Raw genomic sequence first — 19034 nt, forward strand, 5'->3', positions numbered from 1 at the left:
AAGCAAAAAAATGCGCTCCCTATCCTGGGAAGCGCATTTTCGTTAGCCTGCGTTCTTTTTCTTAATTTGTTTACTGCGCAGCTGACCGCATGCAGCGTCGATATCTGCACCATTTTCCCAACGAACACCGGAATTTATTCCATTTGCCTTCAGCGTTTCGTGGAATTCCTGAATGGTTGCTGTATCGCTTCGCTGATATTGGTTATGCTCATCGACTGAGTTATACGGAATCAGATTCACGTAACTCAGATGCCGTTTATCTTTTAGTAGTCTGGCAAGCTGTTTTGCTTCTGTCTTATGGTCGTTAACGTCTTTTAGCATAATATATTCGTAGGTAATACGGCGGTTAGCTTTCTCCAAGTAGTAATCAACAGCAGCCATAAGCTTCTCAATCGGGAATGCTTTGTTAATTTTCATAATCCGTGAGCGCAATTCGTTATTCGGCGCATGGATGGAAATTGCCAAGTTAACCTGCATTCCTGCATCAGCCCAGTCGTAGATCTTATGAGCAAGACCACTGGTTGATACAGTGATGTGACGGGCACCAATATTGAGGCCACGGTCATCGTTTACCACATTAATGAAGCTCATTAAGTTGTCAAAGTTATCGAATGGTTCACCAATGCCCATTACTACGATATGACTGACGCGCTCCCCTTCGCCTTTTTCATCAAGGTGTTTTTGCACGCCCATAATCTGCTCAACAATTTCACCGCCGGAAAGGTCACGACTTTTTTTGAGAAGACCGCTGGCACAGAACGTACAGCCGATATTACAGCCAACCTGTGTTGTTACACAAACTGACAGGCCATAATTAAAACGCATCAGAACCGTCTCAATGACATTACCGTCTGCAAGCTTGAACAAGTACTTGATGGTACCGTCAGACGATTCTTGTTTAATCTCCTCTTCCAGTGTCTGAAGAACAAAATGCTCATCAAGAAGCTCAATCGTTTCCTTGTTAACATTCTTCATTTCATCAAAAGTGGTAACGCGCTTTTTATAAAGCCAATCCCAGACCTGATCAGCACGGAACCGTCTCTGTCCGTGGTCGATCAGCCAATCTGTCAATTGTTCATATGTCATTCCATAAATGGATAATTTACTCATTCAAAACCCTCATTTCAAGTGTTGCAATTCTTACATTGTACTATACTAGCGAACACTGTGCAACGTGGTGTCTATTTCCATATCCTACTTAGTCAACTCCCTGTCGACTATCTCAGCCAGATAATCAAGTAAATCCTGTTTCAACTCGTCCCGCTCAAGTGCAAGTTCAATAGTCGTTCTAATGAACCCCATTTTTTCCCCAACGTCGAATCTTTTACCTTCAAATTCGTACGCGTACACTGGTTCATGTTTAGTAAGTTCGGCAATTGCATCGGTTAGCTGAATTTCACCCCCGCTTCCAGGCTCCTGATCTCCAAGAATATCAAAAATTAAGGGATTGAGAATATATCTACCTAGTATCGCCAAATTTGATGGTGCTTCGTCAGTCACCGGTTTCTCCACCAGATTGCGTACGCGCGAAAGGCCGTTTTCTGTTCCTGCCGTTTCAACGATCCCATACCTGGAAACCTTATCCGTTGGCACCGGTTGTACACCCAGAATGGAAGCACCTCGTCGTTCATATTGGTTTATCAGTTGCCTGAGACACGGAATTTCTGAACTGACGATGTCATCACCAAGCAGAACAGCAAATGGTTCGTTCCCGATGAACTTACGGGCACACCATACAGCATGTCCCAATCCTTTCGGTTCTTTTTGCCGAATATAGTGAATATCGACCAGGTCTGAAGACTTTTGCACCTCACCAAGCAGTTCAAATTTTCCTTTGTTAAATAACGTCTGCTCCAGTTCAAACGAATTGTCAAAGTGGTCCTCAATCGCACGTTTGCCCTTCCCCGTCACAATAATAATATCTTCAATCCCTGATTCAATAGCCTCTTCAACAATATACTGTATGGTCGGTTTATCTACGATTGGCAGCATTTCTTTAGGCATGGCCTTGGTGGCAGGGAGAAACCTTGTACCCAGCCCTGCTGCTGGAATAATAGCCTTTTTCACTTTCATACGCGTCAGCACCTCTTTACACGTTGCATTACTCTATTTTCAGTCTACTATATTCACCGGACTGATATCCATGGAAATGTCACGCGGAAGGAAATAAGAGGTGAACCAAGAACAAATAAGTTTGATTAAGCAATACCTTGCCCATTAAGCACATCAGTGGCCCGAATAAGCACAATTCCGGTTCTTTGGAGTATATTCCACCCCTAATAACCACAAATCACGTTTCAGGGCGTCTCTGTGATTCTACGAAAAAAAGCCCGGGTTCCGAGCCCCGAACTTTTTTCAATAAACATTTTATGGCAGCATAGTCTCGCCCATCAGATGGCGGTCACATTCACGTGCTGCTTCTCTTCCTTCGTTAATCGCCCAGACAATCAGACTCTGGCCGCGACGCATATCCCCAGCAGCGAATACGCCATCAATATTGGTCGTATATTTGCCGTATTCCGCGTTCACGGTACTATTAGGGCTGCGATCCACACCAAGCAGTTCGAGAAGGTTCTGTTCCGGTCCGGTGAATCCAATTGCAATCAGCACAAGGTCAGCCGGCCAGACTTTTTCTGTGCCAGGAATTTCTTCCCGGATTTTTTTTCCTTTTTCATAACGGAGTTTGACATTAACGGTATGAACTTCTTTAATATTACCCTCTTCATCCCCAACGAATTTTTTGGTCATAACAGCGTATGCACGTGGATCTTCTCCAAATTTGCCCGCTGCATCTTTATGGCCATATTCTACCCGGTGAACGATTGGATACTGTGGCCAAGGATTGGTATCCGGGTCACGTTCAGCACCTTTTTTATCATAGATATCAAACTGGGTAAGGCTTTTACAATTATGCCGAACAGCAGTGGCAAGACAGTCTGTTCCGGTGTCTCCTCCACCAATGACAATCACATTTTTATCGGCAGCAGAGATATAGTTTCCGTCTTCCAGGTTGGAATCAAGCAGGCTTTTTGTATTGGCGCTCAAAAAGTCCATTGCATGGTGGACACCTTTTAGATTACTTCCTTCCACCTGGATATCACGGTGAACCGCAGCACCTCCGCAAAGAATAGTGGCATCAAATTCGGAGTCGAGTTCAGATTCAGATATGTCACTGCCTACCTCGGTATTGGTAATAAACGTTATTCCTTCCTGTTCCAGAATATCCACACGGCGTTTCACGATATCATATGATAGTTTCATTTCTGGAATACCGTATGTCAACAGCCCACCGACACGGTCACTTTTTTCAAATACTGTAACATGGTGTCCAGCTTTGTTCAGCTGGGCAGCCGCCGCAAGTCCAGCTGGACCGGATCCTACAACTGCCACACGTTTACCAGTACGTATTTCCGGCGGTTCCGGTATCACCCAGCCTTCTTCAAATCCGCGCTCAATAATTGACCGCTCCACTGTGCGAATTGCCACAGGGGGTTCATTAATCCCCAGTACACAAGCACCCTCACAAGGTGCTGGACAGGCAATCCCGGTGAATTCGGGAAAGTTGTTCATTACGTGTGCCCGGTCGAGTGCTTCTTTCCATTTCCCCTCATAAACGAGGTTGTTCCATTCAGGGATAAGGTGATAAACAGGGCAGCCGCTGGTTACACCGTTTATTTCCATCCCGGTATGGCAAGTAGGAACCCCGCAGTCCATACAACGGGCTCCCTGCTGCCGGATTTCTACTTCCGTTAATGGTGCGGTGTAATCGGACCAGTCATTGATCCGTGTGGCAGGATTCCGTTCTTTACGTGCCTGACGGTCATATTCCATAAATCCTGTTTGTTTTCCCATTAGAACCCTCCTTTAACGATAGTAATCTATTTCACGTTCAGTATCTTGTCGTCTATTAATCAATGATTAATCAAGGACGGCTTCCAGTTTTGGCCGCTCCTTCTTTTTCTCGATTAAGCCTTTTTTGCTTTCCTCAAAGGCTTGCATTTCAGCTTCATATTTACTCATACCGCTATTAAGCAACTCAAGAATACGCTCCTGAACCTGAATATAAGACTTTGGTACGACGCGCAAAAAGCTGTCGGCGTATCTATCCCAGTAAGTAAGTATGCGCTGGGCATGCATGCTTCCTGTATATCTAACATGCTTTTCAATCATTCGGCGTACCGCAAGTTTTTCTGCAGGATCCGCAAACTGCTGAATATAAACAAGCTCCTGATTGACCCGTTCACGGAATGTGCCACCTTCATCAAATACATAGGCAATACCGCCTGACATACCTGCTGCAAAATTGCGTCCGGTAGTTCCAAGAACCACTACTCTACCACCGGTCATATATTCACAGCCGTGGTCACCAACACCCTCAACAACAACATGGGCACCACTATTACGGACACAGAACCGCTCGCCGGCAATTCCTTGAATGTACGCTTCACCAGCTGATGCCCCGTAGAAAGCAACATTGCCAATGATAATGTTTTCTTCGGGCTGGAACGTTGTCACCGGGTCTGGATGGACGATTATTTTTCCACCTGAAAGACCTTTACCAACAAAATCATTGGCATCGCCTACGAGACGGAGTGTCATACCACGAGGAATAAATGCCCCGAAACTCTGTCCTGCTGATCCTTTAAGTGTCAGGTTCACCGTATCTTCAGGTAATCCTTCAACCCCATAACGGCGGGTGATTTCACTTCCAAGCAATGTTCCGGTTACCCGGTTTATATTCCGGATGGCGGTTGTAAATGCAATTGGTTCCTTGTTTTCAATTGCCTGTATGCAGTTAGGTATCAGTTCCTGGTAATCCAGTGTCTTCTCGATTCCGTGGTCCTGCTTGATTGTATTATAGCGACCTACTTTGGCCGGTAAATCCGGCTGATAAAGGATCGCGGAAAGATCAATATCTCTTGCCTTCCAGTGGTCGATGTCTTCTTTTTTCTCCAGCACATCGGTCCGTCCAACCATTTCATCGATTGTTCTGAACCCAAGCTCCGCCATTAATTCTCGCGCTTCCTGTGCGATAAACCGCATAAAGTTCACCACATAATCCGCATCACCGGTGAATTTCTTTCTCAACTCAGGATTCTGCGTAGCAATTCCCACCGGACATGTATCCAGATGACACACCCGCATCATGACACAGCCAAGTACCACAAGTGGTGCAGTAGAAAAGCCATATTCCTCGGCACCAAGAAGAGTTGCCAGTACAACATCTTCCCCTGTCATCATTTTTCCATCCGCTTCAACGGCTATCCGGTCCCGGAGTCCATTCAGAAGCAGGGTCTGGTGGGTTTCGGCAAGCCCTATTTCCCACGGAAGCCCAGTATGCTTAAGACTTGTTCGTGGTGCAGCACCTGTTCCACCGTCATATCCACTAATCAGCAAGTGATCGGCACGGCCTTTTGCAACCCCTGCCGCAATGGTTCCTACACCAACCGCAGATACAAGCTTAACGCTAATCCGAGCTCCAGGATTCGTGTTTTTCAGGTTATGGATCAGTTCAGCAAGATCTTCAATCGAGTAAATATCATGGTGCGGCGGCGGTGAAATCAGTTCCACACCTGGAGTGGATCCGCGCACTTCGGCAATCCACGGATATACTTTTTTACCAGGCAGATGTCCACCTTCACCGGGTTTTGCCCCCTGAGCGACTTTAATTTGAATTTCATCCGCGTTCACAAGATAATGACTGTCTACACCAAACCGTCCGGATGCAACCTGCTTAATGGAACTCCGTCTCGAATCCCCATTGGCGTCAGGAGTAAATCGATCAAGCGCCTCGCCGCCTTCACCCGAGTTACTTTTACCGCCAATCCGGTTCATCGCAATCGCAAGTGCCTCGTGGGCTTCCTGACTAATTGCCCCGTATGACATCGCACCAGTCTTGAACCTTGCACAAATTGATTCTACAGATTCCACCTCGTCAATGGGCACTGGTGTATGTTTTTTAAATTTAAGCAACCCGCGTAATGACTGCAGGTTATTCCGTTCATTTGTCAGCAGCCCCGAGTATTGCTTAAACAATTCATAGCTGCCCGTACGGCATGCATGCTGAAGCATATGAATCGTCCGTGGATTGTATTGATGGTCTTCTCCATCTTCACGGTACTGATACTCATCACCTGGTTCAAGCGCACGATTACCACCTCGATTTTCCCGGAATGCATCTTTATGGCGCATCAGTACTTCCAATTCTATTGTGTCAAGCCCGATGCCACCCAATCGTGAAGATGTCCGGGTGAAATACTTATCGATAACATCATTTTTAATTCCTACAGCTTCAAAAATCTGCGCCCCACGGTAACTCTGAATAGTGGAGATGCCCATTTTTGATAGAACTTTTATAATACCGTCAGTGACCGAGGTAATATACTGGTCAATTGCCTGTTCACTGGATACATCGGTTATTTCATTTTTTTCAACGAGTGCTTTAATCGTATCGAATGCAAGATAAGGGTTAATTGCACCCGCTCCATACCCAAGCAATGTAGCGAAGTGATGGACCTCCCGAGGCTCACCAGATTCAACAATAAGCCCCACTTTTGTCCTGACACCTTTCCTGATCAAATGATGATGAAGGCCAGATACGGCAAGTAATGCAGGTATTGCAGCATTATCCTTATCCGTCCCCCGGTCGGAGAGAATAAGGAATGTCGCGTCCTCATTCATAGCCTCATCCGCTTCAGCAAACAGCCGGTCTAATGCGGCTTCCATACTGCCCTCATTCGCGTCAAATAGAATGGAAAGTGTCTTCGCTTTAAAATCCGGCTTCTGCTGCCATCTGATTTTTTCCAGCTCGGCATTCGTCAATAGAGGTGTTTCCAGTCGTATATGGTTGCAGCTTTCCGGACCAGGGTTCACCAGGTCCCCTTCCCGGCCGATCGTAGTCTGTGCCATTGTGACGATTTTTTCACGGATGGCATCAATCGGTGGGTTTGTCACCTGTGCAAACAACTGCTTGAAATAGTTATATAAAAGCTGTGGTTTTTTAGACAGAACAGCAAGCGGTGAATCATAGCCCATGGAACCAATTGGGTCTTTTCCATCACTGACGAGCGGTTTGATGATTTTATTCAGTTCCTCGTAGGTATAGCCAAAAGCCTTTTGCTGTGCTACCAGGGTATCATCCCTATATGCAGGTTCCTCCAACCCGGCTGCGGGAAGTTCCTCCAAATCCTTGATGTTCTTCAGCCACTCTTTATACGGTTTCTCTGATGCAATTTGCATTTTGATTTGCTCGTCAGGAAGTATCATTCCCTTTTCCAAATCAACAAGCAGCATCTTCCCTGGTGTCAGACGTCTCTTGTACACAATTTCATCAGCAAAAATATCCAGGGCCCCTACTTCCGAGCCAAGTACAATCATGCCGTCTTTTGTGACGTAATAACGAGCAGGACGCAACCCGTTCCGGTCAAGACTGGCACCAATCTGAGTGCCGTCGGTGAATACAAATGCAGCAGGACCATCCCAAGGCTCCATCAATGTGCTATGGTATTCATAAAAATCACGTTTCTCCTGCTTAATGGTGTCATCGTTCGCCCATGGCTCCGGGACCATCATCATGGCAGTGTGCGCCATAGAGCGGCCGGAAAGATGCAGGAATTCAAATGTATTATCAAAAATGGATGAGTCACTGCCGTCATCATCGATAACCGGCTTTATTTTTTCCATGTCCTCGTCACTGAAATGTTTGGAATTCAGGAGCTGTTCGCGCGCTTTCATCCAATTAACATTTCCGCGAAGGGTATTGAATTCACCGTTGTGAATGGTGTAACGGTTCGGGTGTGACCTTTTCCAGCTAGGGAAGGTGTTGGTACTGAAACGAGAGTGTACTAATGCTACTGCGGATTTGAAATTCGGATGATTTAAATCAATATAGAAGGAATCAAGCTGTTCAGGAATAAGCATTCCTTTATAGACAATCGTGCGGGAAGATAAACTGCTCACATAAACTTCTTCATATTGCGGTAAAGAAGCCAGCTCTTTCTCCACTCGCTTTCGGATAACATAAAGCTTCCGTTCTAATGCCATCTGGTCAGACAGGTCGGACGCTTTCTCAATAAATACCTGCCGGATAAACGGCTTGCTTTTTGCTGCCACTTTTCCGATAAATGAGTCATTGACCGGCACAGGTCGCCAGCCAAGGAAATTCTGTCCTTCTTCCTGTATGATCCGCTCAATTACTTCTTTGCACTCCAAACGTGTTTCACGGTCCTGTGGCAAAAACACCATGCCGATTCCATATTCGCCCTCATTTGGCAGTATGATATCTTCCTTCTCACACTGCTTCTTGAAAAACCGGTGTGGTATCTGTGTAAGTATTCCTGCACCATCGCCTGTACTGGTATCAGCCGACTGTCCACCACGGTGCTCCAGGTTACACAGAATGTTAATCGCATTTTGTACTATGTTGTGTGTCTGATTTCCGTTTATATTTGCAATCATGCCAATCCCGCATGCTTCATGTTCGAGATCAGGATGATACAATCCCTGTGCTTCAGGGAACCCGTTTCGTGTCATCACACCAGCTCCTTTTCTATTAGAATATGTGGACTTTTAAATCGTTTTTTTACCATAATAGCATAAATTTCAGATTTACTCAAAATTCAGATAAGTTATTTTCATACATCCGTATTCAGAATTACAATATGTAAACGCCTTCATGATTGGATTTTTATAATTGTTTATACGCTTTTAATACATGGCACACAAAGGATTAATAAAGATAGACAGCAAATTACCCCTAACAAAATATTACAATTATGTTAAATCGTAAAATAAAGATGATTATATTGAAAAATAAGCACCCATTTTCATTCAAATTTAACAAGCTAATGATTGGACTTGCGCAACATCTCGTCGTATTATTTTTTAGTAAGGAGTGAAATATATGTCGGTAAAAACCTTTAATAATATACCCTTATCTGTATTGGACTTAGCTCCTGTTCTGGAAGGGAGTAATCCATCAGAGTCATTTAAAAACAGTGTGGAACTCGCGCAAAACGTGGAGAAATTCGGATTTAACCGTTACTGGCTGGCTGAACACCATAATATGCCGGGGATTGCGAGCTCCGCGACCTCTGTTATCATTGGGCACATCGCGGGGGCAACCAGTCATATGCGCGTAGGTGCGGGCGGAGTTATGCTTCCAAACCATGCAAGCCTCGTAATCGCCGAACAATTCGGGACGCTCGAATCATTGTATCCCGGCCGTATTGACCTAGGGCTTGGCCGGGCTCCAGGAAGTGATCAGGCGACCTCCTATGCACTTCGCCGCACGTTAAATCAGAATGTGGAAGACTTTCCGCTCCAAGTGGAGGAATTGCAGGCATATTTCGAGGGAACTGCTCGGGTGAGGTCAGTACCCGGGGAAGGTCTCACTATACCAATCTGGTTGCTTGGATCTAGTGGATTCAGTGCCCAGCTGGCCGCTAAGAAAGGACTGCATTTTTCTTTTGCAAGCCACTTTGCACCGGATTACACCATTCCAGCCTTGAATTTGTATCGTGATAACTTCCAGCCATCTGATGTTCTGGATGAGCCCTATGCAATGGTTGGGGTAAATGTAATAGCCGCTGATACGGATGAAGAAGCAGAATATCTGGCAACGTCACAGCAACAACAATTCCTTAGTATCCGCCGTGGTCAGCCAACCAAACTACAGCCGCCAATTGAGGATATCGATTCTGTGTGGTCTGAAATGGAAAAAGCGGCAGTGGAGCAATCCATTAATTCCCGTTCCACCATTGTGGGAAGCAAAGAAACTGTTAAAAAAGGACTGGAGCAATTCCTTGAAGAGACACAAGCAGATGAAATGATTATCAACTCGCAGATTTACGATCAGAAAGCAAGAATACGTTCCTATGAGATTGTAGGAGATTTGATGCGATAATACGAACTTTCTTTGAGCATAATCCGGACTATCATTAAAGATAGTTCGGATTTTTTTGTTAGGATGCCTTCGTATAATCTATAAACTGCTATGTAACTACCGTATCTAACACCCCGCCACGCAACAAGGCGCTATTTTTATTTATTCGACTAGAACCAGATGAACGAAAAATTTAAGTTGTTTAGCGGCCACAGAAGACTCTATTTATGAAAATATGGAACAATTTAGAGTCTTGCGGACACCAGAGCCCTTTATTGAGCTAAATAATAGCTTGTTTTGATTAATTCATTGCAAATAAGGGCTCGTATGTCCTACAAAAAAATGAAACCATGTTTTTTAGTGGAAATAGGGTATTCCGTGTCCACTTAGAATTATTTGGCCTTAAAATTATGCACTTTTAAAAAAGGATAACATTATATGACTTCGTGCCTAATTCATTAGTCTTTAAAATATGAAGTTAAAGTTATGTCCAGCCTCATTTTTGTTTTATTCGTGAGTGCAAGGTGTTGGTTATAAAAATTACTTGGATTTCCTATTTATCCTATGTAATAATAGTACTGACCTAATTTTGGTTTTAATTAATTTTCCACGCATCTCTGGGAGGGGAAGATAATGATTCGGTTCCTGTTGGGGTTCATTGTAACCATAGGAGTTGAACTTTTCATAGCAACACGGGTAGTTCAATACAACCAAGATGAATTTCCCGCCGTAGCGTTTTTTATAGGAATGGTTGGACTTTTGATTTCTGTACTAGGCACTAATAACTCGCTAAGCACAACAATGAGTAATTATAATCCAGAACCTATGGAGTCAAATAAAGCAACGACAATCAAAGCAAAAGTAAAGGGTATCGGCTTTTTTAACCCACTGCTTGTTGGTTCATTGATCATCTTCCTTTATGGAGTTCTTTTCACTTTTATTATTACAGGATAATTATTAAAAGCTGGAGTTACGAGACTCCAGCCTTTTTATTTTACTGTCCATCCGCCGTCGATTTTAATCGGAGCTCCATGGATAAAGTCTGATTTGTCACTTGCCAGGAATACAGAGAGGTAGGCAATTTCTTCAGGTTTACCTGCTCTTCCCGCCGGCGTGTCCTGCAGCAATTGCTGAATCTCTTCACTTTCGTTGAATATTTTTTCAGTCATTGCCGTTTCCACTGCACCAGGACAAATAGCGTTAGCTTTAATTCCTTTTTTTCCGTAGTCAAATGACAACTGTTTAGTATACCCTATCACCCCGTGCTTGGAAGGTGTATAAACTGCTCCGCCGCCACCAGCTACAAAGCCTGCGATAGAAGCAAAATTAATAATGGTTCCTTTACCATTTTCTATCATTTGTGGAAGAATGGCATTTGTCATTAAATATACACCTTTAAGATTAACACCCATATACTTGTCCCATGCTTCTTCATCGATCTCCAATGTCGGTTTATAGTCATCAAGAATACCTGCTGTGTTGGTCAGAATATCAATTCTTCCAAAGCTGTCAATGCCTTCCTGGGCCATTCTTTCAGCATCTGTCTTTTTCGATACGTCACCTTCCACAGCAACAGCTTTTCCACCTTCATTCTCTATTTCCTTTTTAACTTTTTCTGCATCCTCCTTATTAATGTCAGCAAGGATAACTTTTGCCCCTTCTTTAGCGTACTCTACGGCTTGTGCTTTACCCATTCCAGATCCAGCACCCGTTATTAATGCCACCTTGTCCTTTAGTAGCAAGAGAAAACTCCTTTCTTTTAAATTATTCAGTGTCCTCTTACCTATCTTTTTAGTATTTAAACATGTTCAGGTGTTAGAGAGCTTGGTGTTAAGGGCCTGCAAAAAGGCTCATATATGAAATCCCATTAGCGTACGAGTGCAAGCCTTAATTGTACCTATGCAGAAAAAAATGTGCACACATACCCAGCACCCACAATAACCTGTTATAAAAGCAACCAGAGGTGTTTGGTATGTATAATCCTGTTGTAACAGGTTCCTATACAAACGAAAATATAAATATCTATCTGAATATGGACTATCCTATCCAGATGGTTTCTGTTGAATTGGATGGTCATTCTATTGGAACTTACCGGGCTGCGCCTTTAATCCGGCTACCCAGATTCGGAGGAAATATCCTGAACGTAATGTGCAGGTTTGCGGATGGTCAGCAAAAGACATTTACCTTTCAAATAAATCCGCATACACGTATGCCCGACACTGGCAATGATCGAACTTTCCAACCAGGAGATATACTTATTGCAAGCGATAACTACGGGAATGTTTTGCCACCTGGATATATGGGACATTCCGCAATTGTTGTGGATGGTGAATATCTGGTGGAATCGGTAACTTCCCATCCCCAAGTCCAGTTCAGTCCGATCAAAGAATTTCTGGCCATTCATCCGCAGCATACCCAGTACCGATGTAAAGACAGTAATCTTGCACAGCAAGCTGCCAATTTTGCCATAAACTACGTTAATACTTACAGTGATAAATTAAAGAACGGACAGGTGATTCCGCCTTTTACATTCAGTCTGAGTATCCCGCTTGAGAACCTTGAGGCAGGGGTATATTGCTCAAAACTTGTCTGGCACTGTTATTATCAAGGTGCGGGGATAAAATTTGAAAATGATCATTTTCTGTTTGCCCCTGAAGACCTTGCAACTATTTTGAAGAATGACGAACGTTTCGAACAGGTCTACATGCACCCCCAATTCGGTTTTAAATTAGATGCCTAGTTAGAAACCTTAGCAATTGCCAAGGTTTTTGTGTCGAATGCCATAGTAGCACTTATGCAAGAGGCTGGGACATAACCAATCTTTACGAGCGATTAAGAGGGAAGTCTACAATGTAATCTTCTTCTAGGCGATTCTTACATCGAGTTGATGTAAAAAGTGACGTAGTGTAAACTCAATTGACTAGGAAACGCTATGGATGCGTGCGTCTTCGTCGCTTCGGAAATGCACTTCGCTTTCCGCGGGCGGCTGGTGAGCCTCCTCGTGCTCTGCACTCCGGGGTCTCAACGAGGCCTTCTCTCCCGCAGGAGTCTTCGTGCATTTCCTCCGCTGGAAAAAGGCGATCGTACTGTATTTATATTGACCTTCTAATCTCATTTATTAGCGTAGCAGAATACGGAGGCTCCTGTGGGAACAGCACGAGTCGAAGACCCCGCAAGAAGCGCTTTTTGCTTCTGAGGAGGCTGAGGCCGTGCCCACGGCAAAGGAAACACTGTGAAAGCTTTAGCTTGAACAGATGTTGGACTTGCACCCGGAGTGGTGAAAGCGAAGTATTCTGTCGTAGCGAAGCTGCACTGTTATGTCGCAGTTTATAGAAAATCCGACCAATTTAAGGGGTAGGCGCTGGAGCTGTACATAGAAAGCAAAAATTTTATACATTCCTATACCACAAAACAAGGCCCCAATCCTAAACAGATTGAGGCCTTGTCATTTATTATCCGCTAACTACTTTTGATGCAATTTCAATTACCCGTTTTGCCTGATGTTTTACAGCACCTTCTACATCTTCAACCATCTTGCCATCCTGATCGACCGATACACTGGTTCCATAAGGGTTACCACCCGCTCCGAACAGTACCGGATCCGTGTAACCTGGAGATACGATGATCGTACCCCAATGCATCATGGAAGTATAAAGTGAAAGTAGAGTAGCCTCCTGACCGCCATGCGGGTTTTGCGCAGAGGTCATACCACTTACGACTTTGTTTACAGTCTTACCGGATGCCCACAGGCCACCTTGTGTATCGATGTACTGCTTCATTTGTGCCGGAAGGTTTCCAAAACGTGTTGGAACACTGAAGATGATTGCGTCTGCCCACTCAATATCATCAGAAGTGGCCTCCGTAACGTCTTTCGTTTCTTCTAGATGTGACTTCCAGGCAGGATTTGATGCCACTGCTCCCTCAGGTGCAAGTTCAGGTGCTTTTACAACACGTACTTCTGCACCGTTTTCCTTTGCACTTTCTTCAGCCCATTTCGCCATCTGATAATTCGTTCCTGTAGAGCTGTAGTAGATTACAGCAAGTTTTACGTTTGCCATGTGGTCATTCTCCTTTATATGATAATTTTTTTACTAAAATATCCCATGTAAACATTGCCTGCTATTATTTTATCTCAACCACCTCATTTTATGAGAGATTGATGATAGTGATTAAAAATAAGTCAATCACTTTACGTAACATATGGTACAAACAGTCAAAAAGTAAGTCAACCATCCTGTTTTGTTAAAGGAAAAACGCCTGCTGATGAACAGGCGCGTATTCTATATAAACAGCTAATAAGCGCTATATTAGCTGTTAAAATAATTATTGCCTGTCGAAGCCCCATGAATGTTCATCTCAATTATTAGCGCCTTCTTCTGATGGTTCCTCATCCAAATCAGGTTCTTGGGGATCTGCTTCCTTTTGTTCAACATCGCCCTCTTGTTCTGTGGCATCATGGGCACATCCTGATAACACAAGGCCTCCAGCCAGTGGGATGGTCAGAATTAACTTCCTGCTGTTCATATCAACCCACTCCTTGAAATTTGTTGTATAATACTGTTTCCGAGAATTATACAACCTAAACCTTTAGCACACTTCGCTAAAAAAAGAGCTATAACCCTTATAGGATTATAGCTCATAACGATTATTCCAGTTCAGCCAATTTAACAGCAATGTTCGCACCAACCAATGCATTATGCTTTACTAATGCAATATTGGCGGTGAGACTCTTTCCGTCAGTCAGCTCTTTTACTTTGCCGAGTAGAAACGGAGTCACTTCTTTCCCTGAAATATTGCGTTCTTCGGCTTCCTTCAGTGCTTTTTCTATAACAGCCGTGATATCCTCTTCGGCCATTGCGGACTCTTCAGGAATCGGGTTTGCAATGACAGCTCCACCGGATAAATTAAGGTCCCATTTTGCTTTCAGTACAGAGGCTGCTGTTTCCTCATCGTCCACCCGGAAATTTACCGGAAAGCGGCTTGTCCGTGTGTAGAATGCTGGGAGAACATCAGTCTGATATCCCATAACAGGTACACCGTTCGTCTCCAAATATTCCAGCGTCAGTCCGATATCAAGGATTGACTTAGCACCCGCACAGATTACCGCAACATCAGTTTTTGCTAATTCCTCCAGGTCGGCCGAGATATCCATCGTTGATTCGGCTCCACGGTGAACCCCGCCAATTCCACCGGTCACAAACGTTTTTATCGAAGCAAGCTCAGCACAGACCATGGTGGCTGCAACAGTCGTGGCACCCTTTTGCTTCGTTGCCAGCAGGTATGGAAGGTCACGGCGGGAAGCCTTGGCAACATTCGTACTGTTGCCAAAATCCTCAAGTTCCTCATCACTTAGTCCGATTTTTATTTTTCCATCCAAAAGAGCTATTGTTGCTGGGACAGCCCCATTATCCCGAATAATCTGCTCTACTTCACGCGCCGTCTGAACGTTTTGCGGGTACGGCATTCCGTGGGAAATAATAGTTGATTCCAAGGCCACTACTGGTTTGCCTTGCTCTTTTGCCTGAATGACCTCTTCCGATAATTCGATGTAGTTTCTCATGATTGAGCCTCCGTATCTTCTTGTAGTTGTATTGCGGATAAATCTCGTCGCACTGTATATGGCGACTGAAGTGTTTTTGTTGCGTTAACTATTCCTGCTTTAGCAATATTCTGAAGCGAGTACCCTTCAAGCCAGGCATGTGTGACGGCTGATGAAAAGGCATCTCCCGCACCAGTTACATCAATGATTTTATCCGTCTTTATTGCGGGGACGGGGTGAATCTCTCCTTCGTTATTACCAATTACTGCACCATCTCGTCCTTTTGTGACAACGACATTTTCAACCCCTTGTTCAAGCCACATACGGGCAGACTCCTGATGCTTCAGCTTTCGGTTGAAATATGCCTCCGATTCTTCATGGTTAGTTATTATCCATGTAATCCCGTCAAGCTGATCGGGTATATGTTTCATTTTTGGTGCAGAAACAGTTACTAGGATAAGTGGAATTGCATGGCTTTTTGCAAATTTACATAAGAATTGTAGAGTTTCTTGCGGACAATTTAAATCCGCCAGTATACATTTCGCTTGGTTCAGTATGGGTACATGCTGCTGAATCCACTCGGGAATCATCAGATCAAAAATATCCATATCTGCTAAACCCAGAACCAGATCTCCCGCTTCATCAAGGACGGCAGTATACGATCCAGTTGATTCCTTAGAAAAGTGGGTTACTTCGCCAAGGTTCATGTATGGATCTGACTGTTCCGCAATGTATTCCCAGCCCTGGTCTACTCCACTTACAGTAAGCAAAGTGATATCCAGTCCCAGCCTGCCGAGGTTTTCAGCAATATTTCGCGCTACACCACCAGGGTTTTGAGCTGAGTAAATCGGATTGGAGGTCCCCATTTGCAGCTTGTCTTTCACATAAAACTTTCGATCGATATTCGCACCACCGATGCAGACAATCTGCTTTAGGTCATTAACCACATACGCCTTTCCTCGTATATAGCCTTTTTTAACCAACCCGGATATCAAATTAGCAATAGATGACCTCGATAGGCCCATGGTGTCGGCAAGATCCTGCTGCGATATATATGGATCTTTTTTTATCAAGTTAAAGATTGATTGCTCCTTGTCGTTCAATTGTCCACCTCCTAATTAAACTTTTGTTTAAATTATAAACTTTTGTTTATAGGTCGTCAATCCTATTTCAAAAATCCCTTTCCAAAAAAGCGAAAATATTTAACCCGAGTAAACAACTGTGTATAATGTGTTATAAAGAGAAAGGGGTGAGAAACTTTATGAGTATTCCCAAACCACTGGTTCAAACCAACCAGATATTTATTTTCATTATGGTTTTAATAGGTTTGATTATTCACCCCGCTATTTTGCTTGTGCCATTCACAGTAGGAGTCTATACACTTCTGAGAAAGCAAAACCCAATTATCATGTTTGGCAAGAGATTTTTGAAAAGGTCAGCCAATCAATATAAACAGGAAGATAAGGATCAGCAAATCTTTAACCAATGGATTGCGACAATCTGTCTCGGATTATCACTGATTTTCTTTTATACAGAACTCACTATACTCGGATATATTTCCAGCCTCATGGTGATGGCAGCAGCTGGTATTGCACTGATGGGTTACTGTATAGGTTGTACAATACGATACAGATATATGATGTGGAAATACAGACGGAGTAAAGCTTAGAATTTTTCACCACGAAAGAAATCCACGCTCAGCAAATGAGCGTGGATTTTTTGTCGGGGATGACAAATATTTTCATTTCTTATACTGGTTGAGTTACTTTATTCAACATCGTTCCCTTCTCTTTAAAATTGGTGTGCCAGGATAGCGCTTTTTCGAGAACATGCGGTGTCTGGCCGCCGCGCTCCCTTGCCTCCTGATAATAGTCCCAGAGCTGGGCACGGTACATTGGATGTGCACAATTCTCAATAATCATCGGCACTCGCTCCCTTGGTGCCAGTCCACGAAGATCTGCATACCCCTGCTCGGTCACGACTACATCGACATCATGCTCGGTATGGTCGATATGGGAAGCAAACGGCACAATGCTTGAAATATCGCCATTCTTGGCAATTGACTTGGTGACAAAAATGGCAAGCCGCGCATTACGGGCGAAATCCCCTGAACCGCCTATTCCATTCATCATTTTAGTTCCGGAGACATGTGTTGAGTTAACGTTTCCATAGATATCAAATTCGAGTGCTGTATTAATCGAGATAAGTCCAAGACGTCTGATGATTTCGGGGTGATTGGAAACCTCCTGTGGCCGCATAATCAGTTTGTCCCGGTAGTTTTCAAAGTCCGTAAACACCTGCTTCATTTTCTGTTCGGACAAAGTAATTGAACAGCATGAAGCAAAATCAACTTTGCCGGCATCAATCAAATCAAAGACCGCATCCTGCAGTACCTCTGAGTAAACCTGTAGATTCTTAAACTCTGAATCCACCATGCCATGCAGGACAGCATTCGCTATAGACCCAATCCCTGACTGGAGCGGGGCCAGCTGTTTAGTTAGCCTGCCTGCATCCACTTCACTTCGCAGGAAATCCAGTAAATGTCCAGCCATGACCTCAGTTTCCTCATCCGGCGGTACAATTGTTGACGGTGAATCGTCCTGGTCCGTGAAAACAATCCCCTTTATCTTTGCTGCATCAACCCGAATGCCGCTGGTACCAATCCGGTCGTCAGGAGCGGTCAATGGAATCGGATCACGTTCTCCCTGTTTACCAGGGCTGTATAAATCATGTATACCTTCCAAATTCTCTGACTGGGCCATATTAAGTTCAATAATCACATTTTCCGCATGCTCAGCGAATGCCAGTGAATTACCAATCGAGGTGGACGGTATTATCAAACCATCCTCCGATACCGCAACCGCTTCCAAAATGGCGTAATCAATGGTATCAAGAACATTACTTCTAACCAGTTCTGCGGTATGTGACAGATGATGATCCACAAACAAATGCTCACCCTGGTTTATCTTTTTCCGCATGGTTGAATCAGCCTGAAATGGAAGACGTTTATTAATGATGCCCGCTTCGGCAAACATCTTGTCTACATCCGAACCCAGTGAAGCCCCGGTAAACACATTGACTTTAAATGAATCCGTTTGTGCACGGTTAATCAGTGCTGCTGGTACCGCTTTCACATCACCCGCACGTGTAAACCCGCTCAACCCCAGCGTCATGCCGTCTTTAATCCATGCTGCAGCTTCCTCAGCTGACACAACACGATTATGAAGACGAGGGTCCCTGATTCAACCTAGTTGAGTATTCATGATAGAATCCCTCCTGTTTGTAACTTTCTAATAATTCTATCGTACAAGCGCTTACAAAAGGGGTTTTTGGAAGGAGAAAGCAAAATTAGACATAGGCAGGAATATTCCGCGAATGAACCAGCATTTATTTACATATAGGAGAAAAATAGTGACTGAAATATAGACAGGCGGCGTCAGAGCGGGGTGAGACATGGCTCTTGTTTTGGTTTGCGGGATCTTTTACAGTGGGGAACCGGCCTCCTGCGTTCGGATATAGTATCTCACCTGAATTTGGAAGCCGGTCTTCTGAGATTAGGCGATTTTCTCACGTTATTAGGCGGTTTCACCTTGAGTTCAGGTGTTTTTTCTC

14 protein-coding genes are annotated in these 19034 nt (G+C 44.1%); 4 read left to right on the forward strand and 10 right to left on the reverse strand.

The window, feature by feature from the left end; translation table 11 throughout:
- Positions 1 to 42: 42 nt before the first annotated feature.
- The 4 genes from rlmN to gltB all read right to left on the reverse strand — a co-directional run bounded on the left by rlmN (position 43) and on the right by gltB (position 8532).
- Positions 43 to 1110, reverse strand: a complete 1068-nt coding sequence (gene rlmN / locus ACFO3D_RS08380) for a dual-specificity RNA methyltransferase RlmN (RefSeq protein WP_390294734.1) — start codon at positions 1108 to 1110, stop codon at positions 43 to 45.
- Positions 1111 to 1194: 84 nt separating this feature from the next.
- On the reverse strand, positions 1195 to 2073 hold the full coding sequence (galU, locus tag ACFO3D_RS08385; protein ID WP_390294737.1) for a UTP--glucose-1-phosphate uridylyltransferase GalU: 879 nt from the start codon (positions 2071 to 2073) through the stop codon (positions 1195 to 1197).
- 294 nt (positions 2074 to 2367) lie between these two features.
- Positions 2368 to 3852: a glutamate synthase subunit beta gene (locus ACFO3D_RS08390; protein ID WP_390294739.1), complete on the reverse strand. Its 1485-nt coding sequence runs from the start codon at positions 3850 to 3852 to the stop codon at positions 2368 to 2370.
- A 66-nt stretch (positions 3853 to 3918) separates the two neighbouring features.
- Entirely contained in the window at positions 3919 to 8532 is a 4614-nt protein-coding gene (gltB, locus tag ACFO3D_RS08395) for a glutamate synthase large subunit (RefSeq protein WP_390294741.1), read from the reverse strand.
- Positions 8533 to 8902: 370 nt separating this feature from the next.
- On the opposite strand from gltB, the gene ACFO3D_RS08400 reads away from it, so the two are divergent.
- Entirely contained in the window at positions 8903 to 9904 is a 1002-nt protein-coding gene (locus tag ACFO3D_RS08400) for an LLM class flavin-dependent oxidoreductase (RefSeq protein WP_390294743.1), read from the forward strand.
- 612 nt (positions 9905 to 10516) lie between these two features.
- On the forward strand, positions 10517 to 10837 hold the full coding sequence (locus tag ACFO3D_RS08405; RefSeq protein ID WP_390294746.1) for a hypothetical protein: 321 nt from the start codon (positions 10517 to 10519) through the stop codon (positions 10835 to 10837).
- A 35-nt stretch (positions 10838 to 10872) separates the two neighbouring features.
- Here ACFO3D_RS08405 and ACFO3D_RS08410 read toward each other — a convergent pair whose 3' ends face one another.
- Positions 10873 to 11625: an SDR family NAD(P)-dependent oxidoreductase gene (locus tag ACFO3D_RS08410; protein WP_390294748.1), complete on the reverse strand. Its 753-nt coding sequence runs from the start codon at positions 11623 to 11625 to the stop codon at positions 10873 to 10875.
- A 230-nt stretch (positions 11626 to 11855) separates the two neighbouring features.
- Here ACFO3D_RS08410 and ACFO3D_RS08415 point away from each other — a divergent pair, with 230 nt between their 5' ends.
- Positions 11856 to 12623, forward strand: a complete 768-nt coding sequence (locus ACFO3D_RS08415; protein ID WP_390294751.1) for a YiiX/YebB-like N1pC/P60 family cysteine hydrolase — start codon at positions 11856 to 11858, stop codon at positions 12621 to 12623.
- Positions 12624 to 13335: 712 nt separating this feature from the next.
- Here the strand turns inward: ACFO3D_RS08415 and wrbA are convergent.
- The 4 genes from wrbA to ACFO3D_RS08435 form a co-directional block, all read right to left on the reverse strand.
- Complete coding sequence (gene wrbA, locus ACFO3D_RS08420; protein WP_390294753.1) at positions 13336 to 13941, reverse strand: NAD(P)H:quinone oxidoreductase; 606 nt, start codon at positions 13939 to 13941, stop codon at positions 13336 to 13338.
- A 298-nt stretch (positions 13942 to 14239) separates the two neighbouring features.
- A complete protein-coding gene (locus ACFO3D_RS08425; RefSeq protein ID WP_390294755.1) occupies positions 14240 to 14407 on the reverse strand; it encodes a hypothetical protein in 168 nt (55 codons plus the stop codon).
- A gap of 121 nt (positions 14408 to 14528) precedes the next feature.
- A complete protein-coding gene (locus ACFO3D_RS08430; RefSeq protein ID WP_390294757.1) occupies positions 14529 to 15443 on the reverse strand; it encodes a pseudouridine-5'-phosphate glycosidase in 915 nt (304 codons plus the stop codon).
- Positions 15440 to 16525: a carbohydrate kinase gene (locus ACFO3D_RS08435; RefSeq protein ID WP_390294759.1), complete on the reverse strand. Its 1086-nt coding sequence runs from the start codon at positions 16523 to 16525 to the stop codon at positions 15440 to 15442. Before ACFO3D_RS08435 ends, ACFO3D_RS08430 begins: the two co-directional genes overlap by 4 nt.
- A gap of 158 nt (positions 16526 to 16683) precedes the next feature.
- Between ACFO3D_RS08435 and ACFO3D_RS08440 the strand changes: the two genes are divergently transcribed.
- Positions 16684 to 17091 carry a DUF4395 domain-containing protein gene (locus tag ACFO3D_RS08440; RefSeq protein WP_390294761.1) on the forward strand — a complete coding sequence of 136 codons (408 nt, stop codon included), beginning with the start codon at positions 16684 to 16686 and terminating at the stop codon, positions 17089 to 17091.
- A gap of 79 nt (positions 17092 to 17170) precedes the next feature.
- Here the strand turns inward: ACFO3D_RS08440 and ACFO3D_RS08445 are convergent, their stop codons facing one another.
- Positions 17171 to 18664 (reverse strand): acetyl-CoA hydrolase/transferase family protein, encoded by a 1494-nt coding sequence (locus ACFO3D_RS08445; RefSeq protein ID WP_390295492.1) that lies wholly within the window; start codon positions 18662 to 18664, stop codon positions 17171 to 17173.
- Positions 18665 to 19034: the final 370 nt, after the last annotated feature.

Origin of the sequence: Virgibacillus kekensis (assembly GCF_042654125.1) — a bacterium.
GTDB classification, from domain to species: domain Bacteria; phylum Bacillota; class Bacilli; order Bacillales; family Amphibacillaceae; genus Lentibacillus; species Lentibacillus kekensis.

What these genes read in the sequence shown, in the direction of transcription:
- rlmN (WP_390294734.1), bottom strand. Translation starts at nt 1,110, where the DNA reads ATGAGTAAATTATCCATTTATGGAATGACATATGAACAATTGACAGAT.
- galU (WP_390294737.1), bottom strand. Translation starts at nt 2,073, where the DNA reads ATGAAAGTGAAAAAGGCTATTATTCCAGCAGCAGGGCTGGGTACAAGG.
- ACFO3D_RS08390 (WP_390294739.1), bottom strand. Translation starts at nt 3,852, where the DNA reads ATGGGAAAACAAACAGGATTTATGGAATATGACCGTCAGGCACGTAAA.
- gltB (WP_390294741.1), bottom strand. Translation starts at nt 8,532, where the DNA reads ATGACACGAAACGGGTTCCCTGAAGCACAGGGATTGTATCATCCTGAT.
- ACFO3D_RS08400 (WP_390294743.1), top strand. Translation starts at nt 8,903, where the DNA reads ATGTCGGTAAAAACCTTTAATAATATACCCTTATCTGTATTGGACTTA.
- ACFO3D_RS08405 (WP_390294746.1), top strand. Translation starts at nt 10,517, where the DNA reads ATGATTCGGTTCCTGTTGGGGTTCATTGTAACCATAGGAGTTGAACTT.
- ACFO3D_RS08415 (WP_390294751.1), top strand. Translation starts at nt 11,856, where the DNA reads ATGTATAATCCTGTTGTAACAGGTTCCTATACAAACGAAAATATAAAT.
- wrbA (WP_390294753.1), bottom strand. Translation starts at nt 13,941, where the DNA reads ATGGCAAACGTAAAACTTGCTGTAATCTACTACAGCTCTACAGGAACG.
- ACFO3D_RS08425 (WP_390294755.1), bottom strand. Translation starts at nt 14,407, where the DNA reads ATGAACAGCAGGAAGTTAATTCTGACCATCCCACTGGCTGGAGGCCTT.
- ACFO3D_RS08430 (WP_390294757.1), bottom strand. Translation starts at nt 15,443, where the DNA reads ATGAGAAACTACATCGAATTATCGGAAGAGGTCATTCAGGCAAAAGAG.
- ACFO3D_RS08440 (WP_390294761.1), top strand. Translation starts at nt 16,684, where the DNA reads ATGAGTATTCCCAAACCACTGGTTCAAACCAACCAGATATTTATTTTC.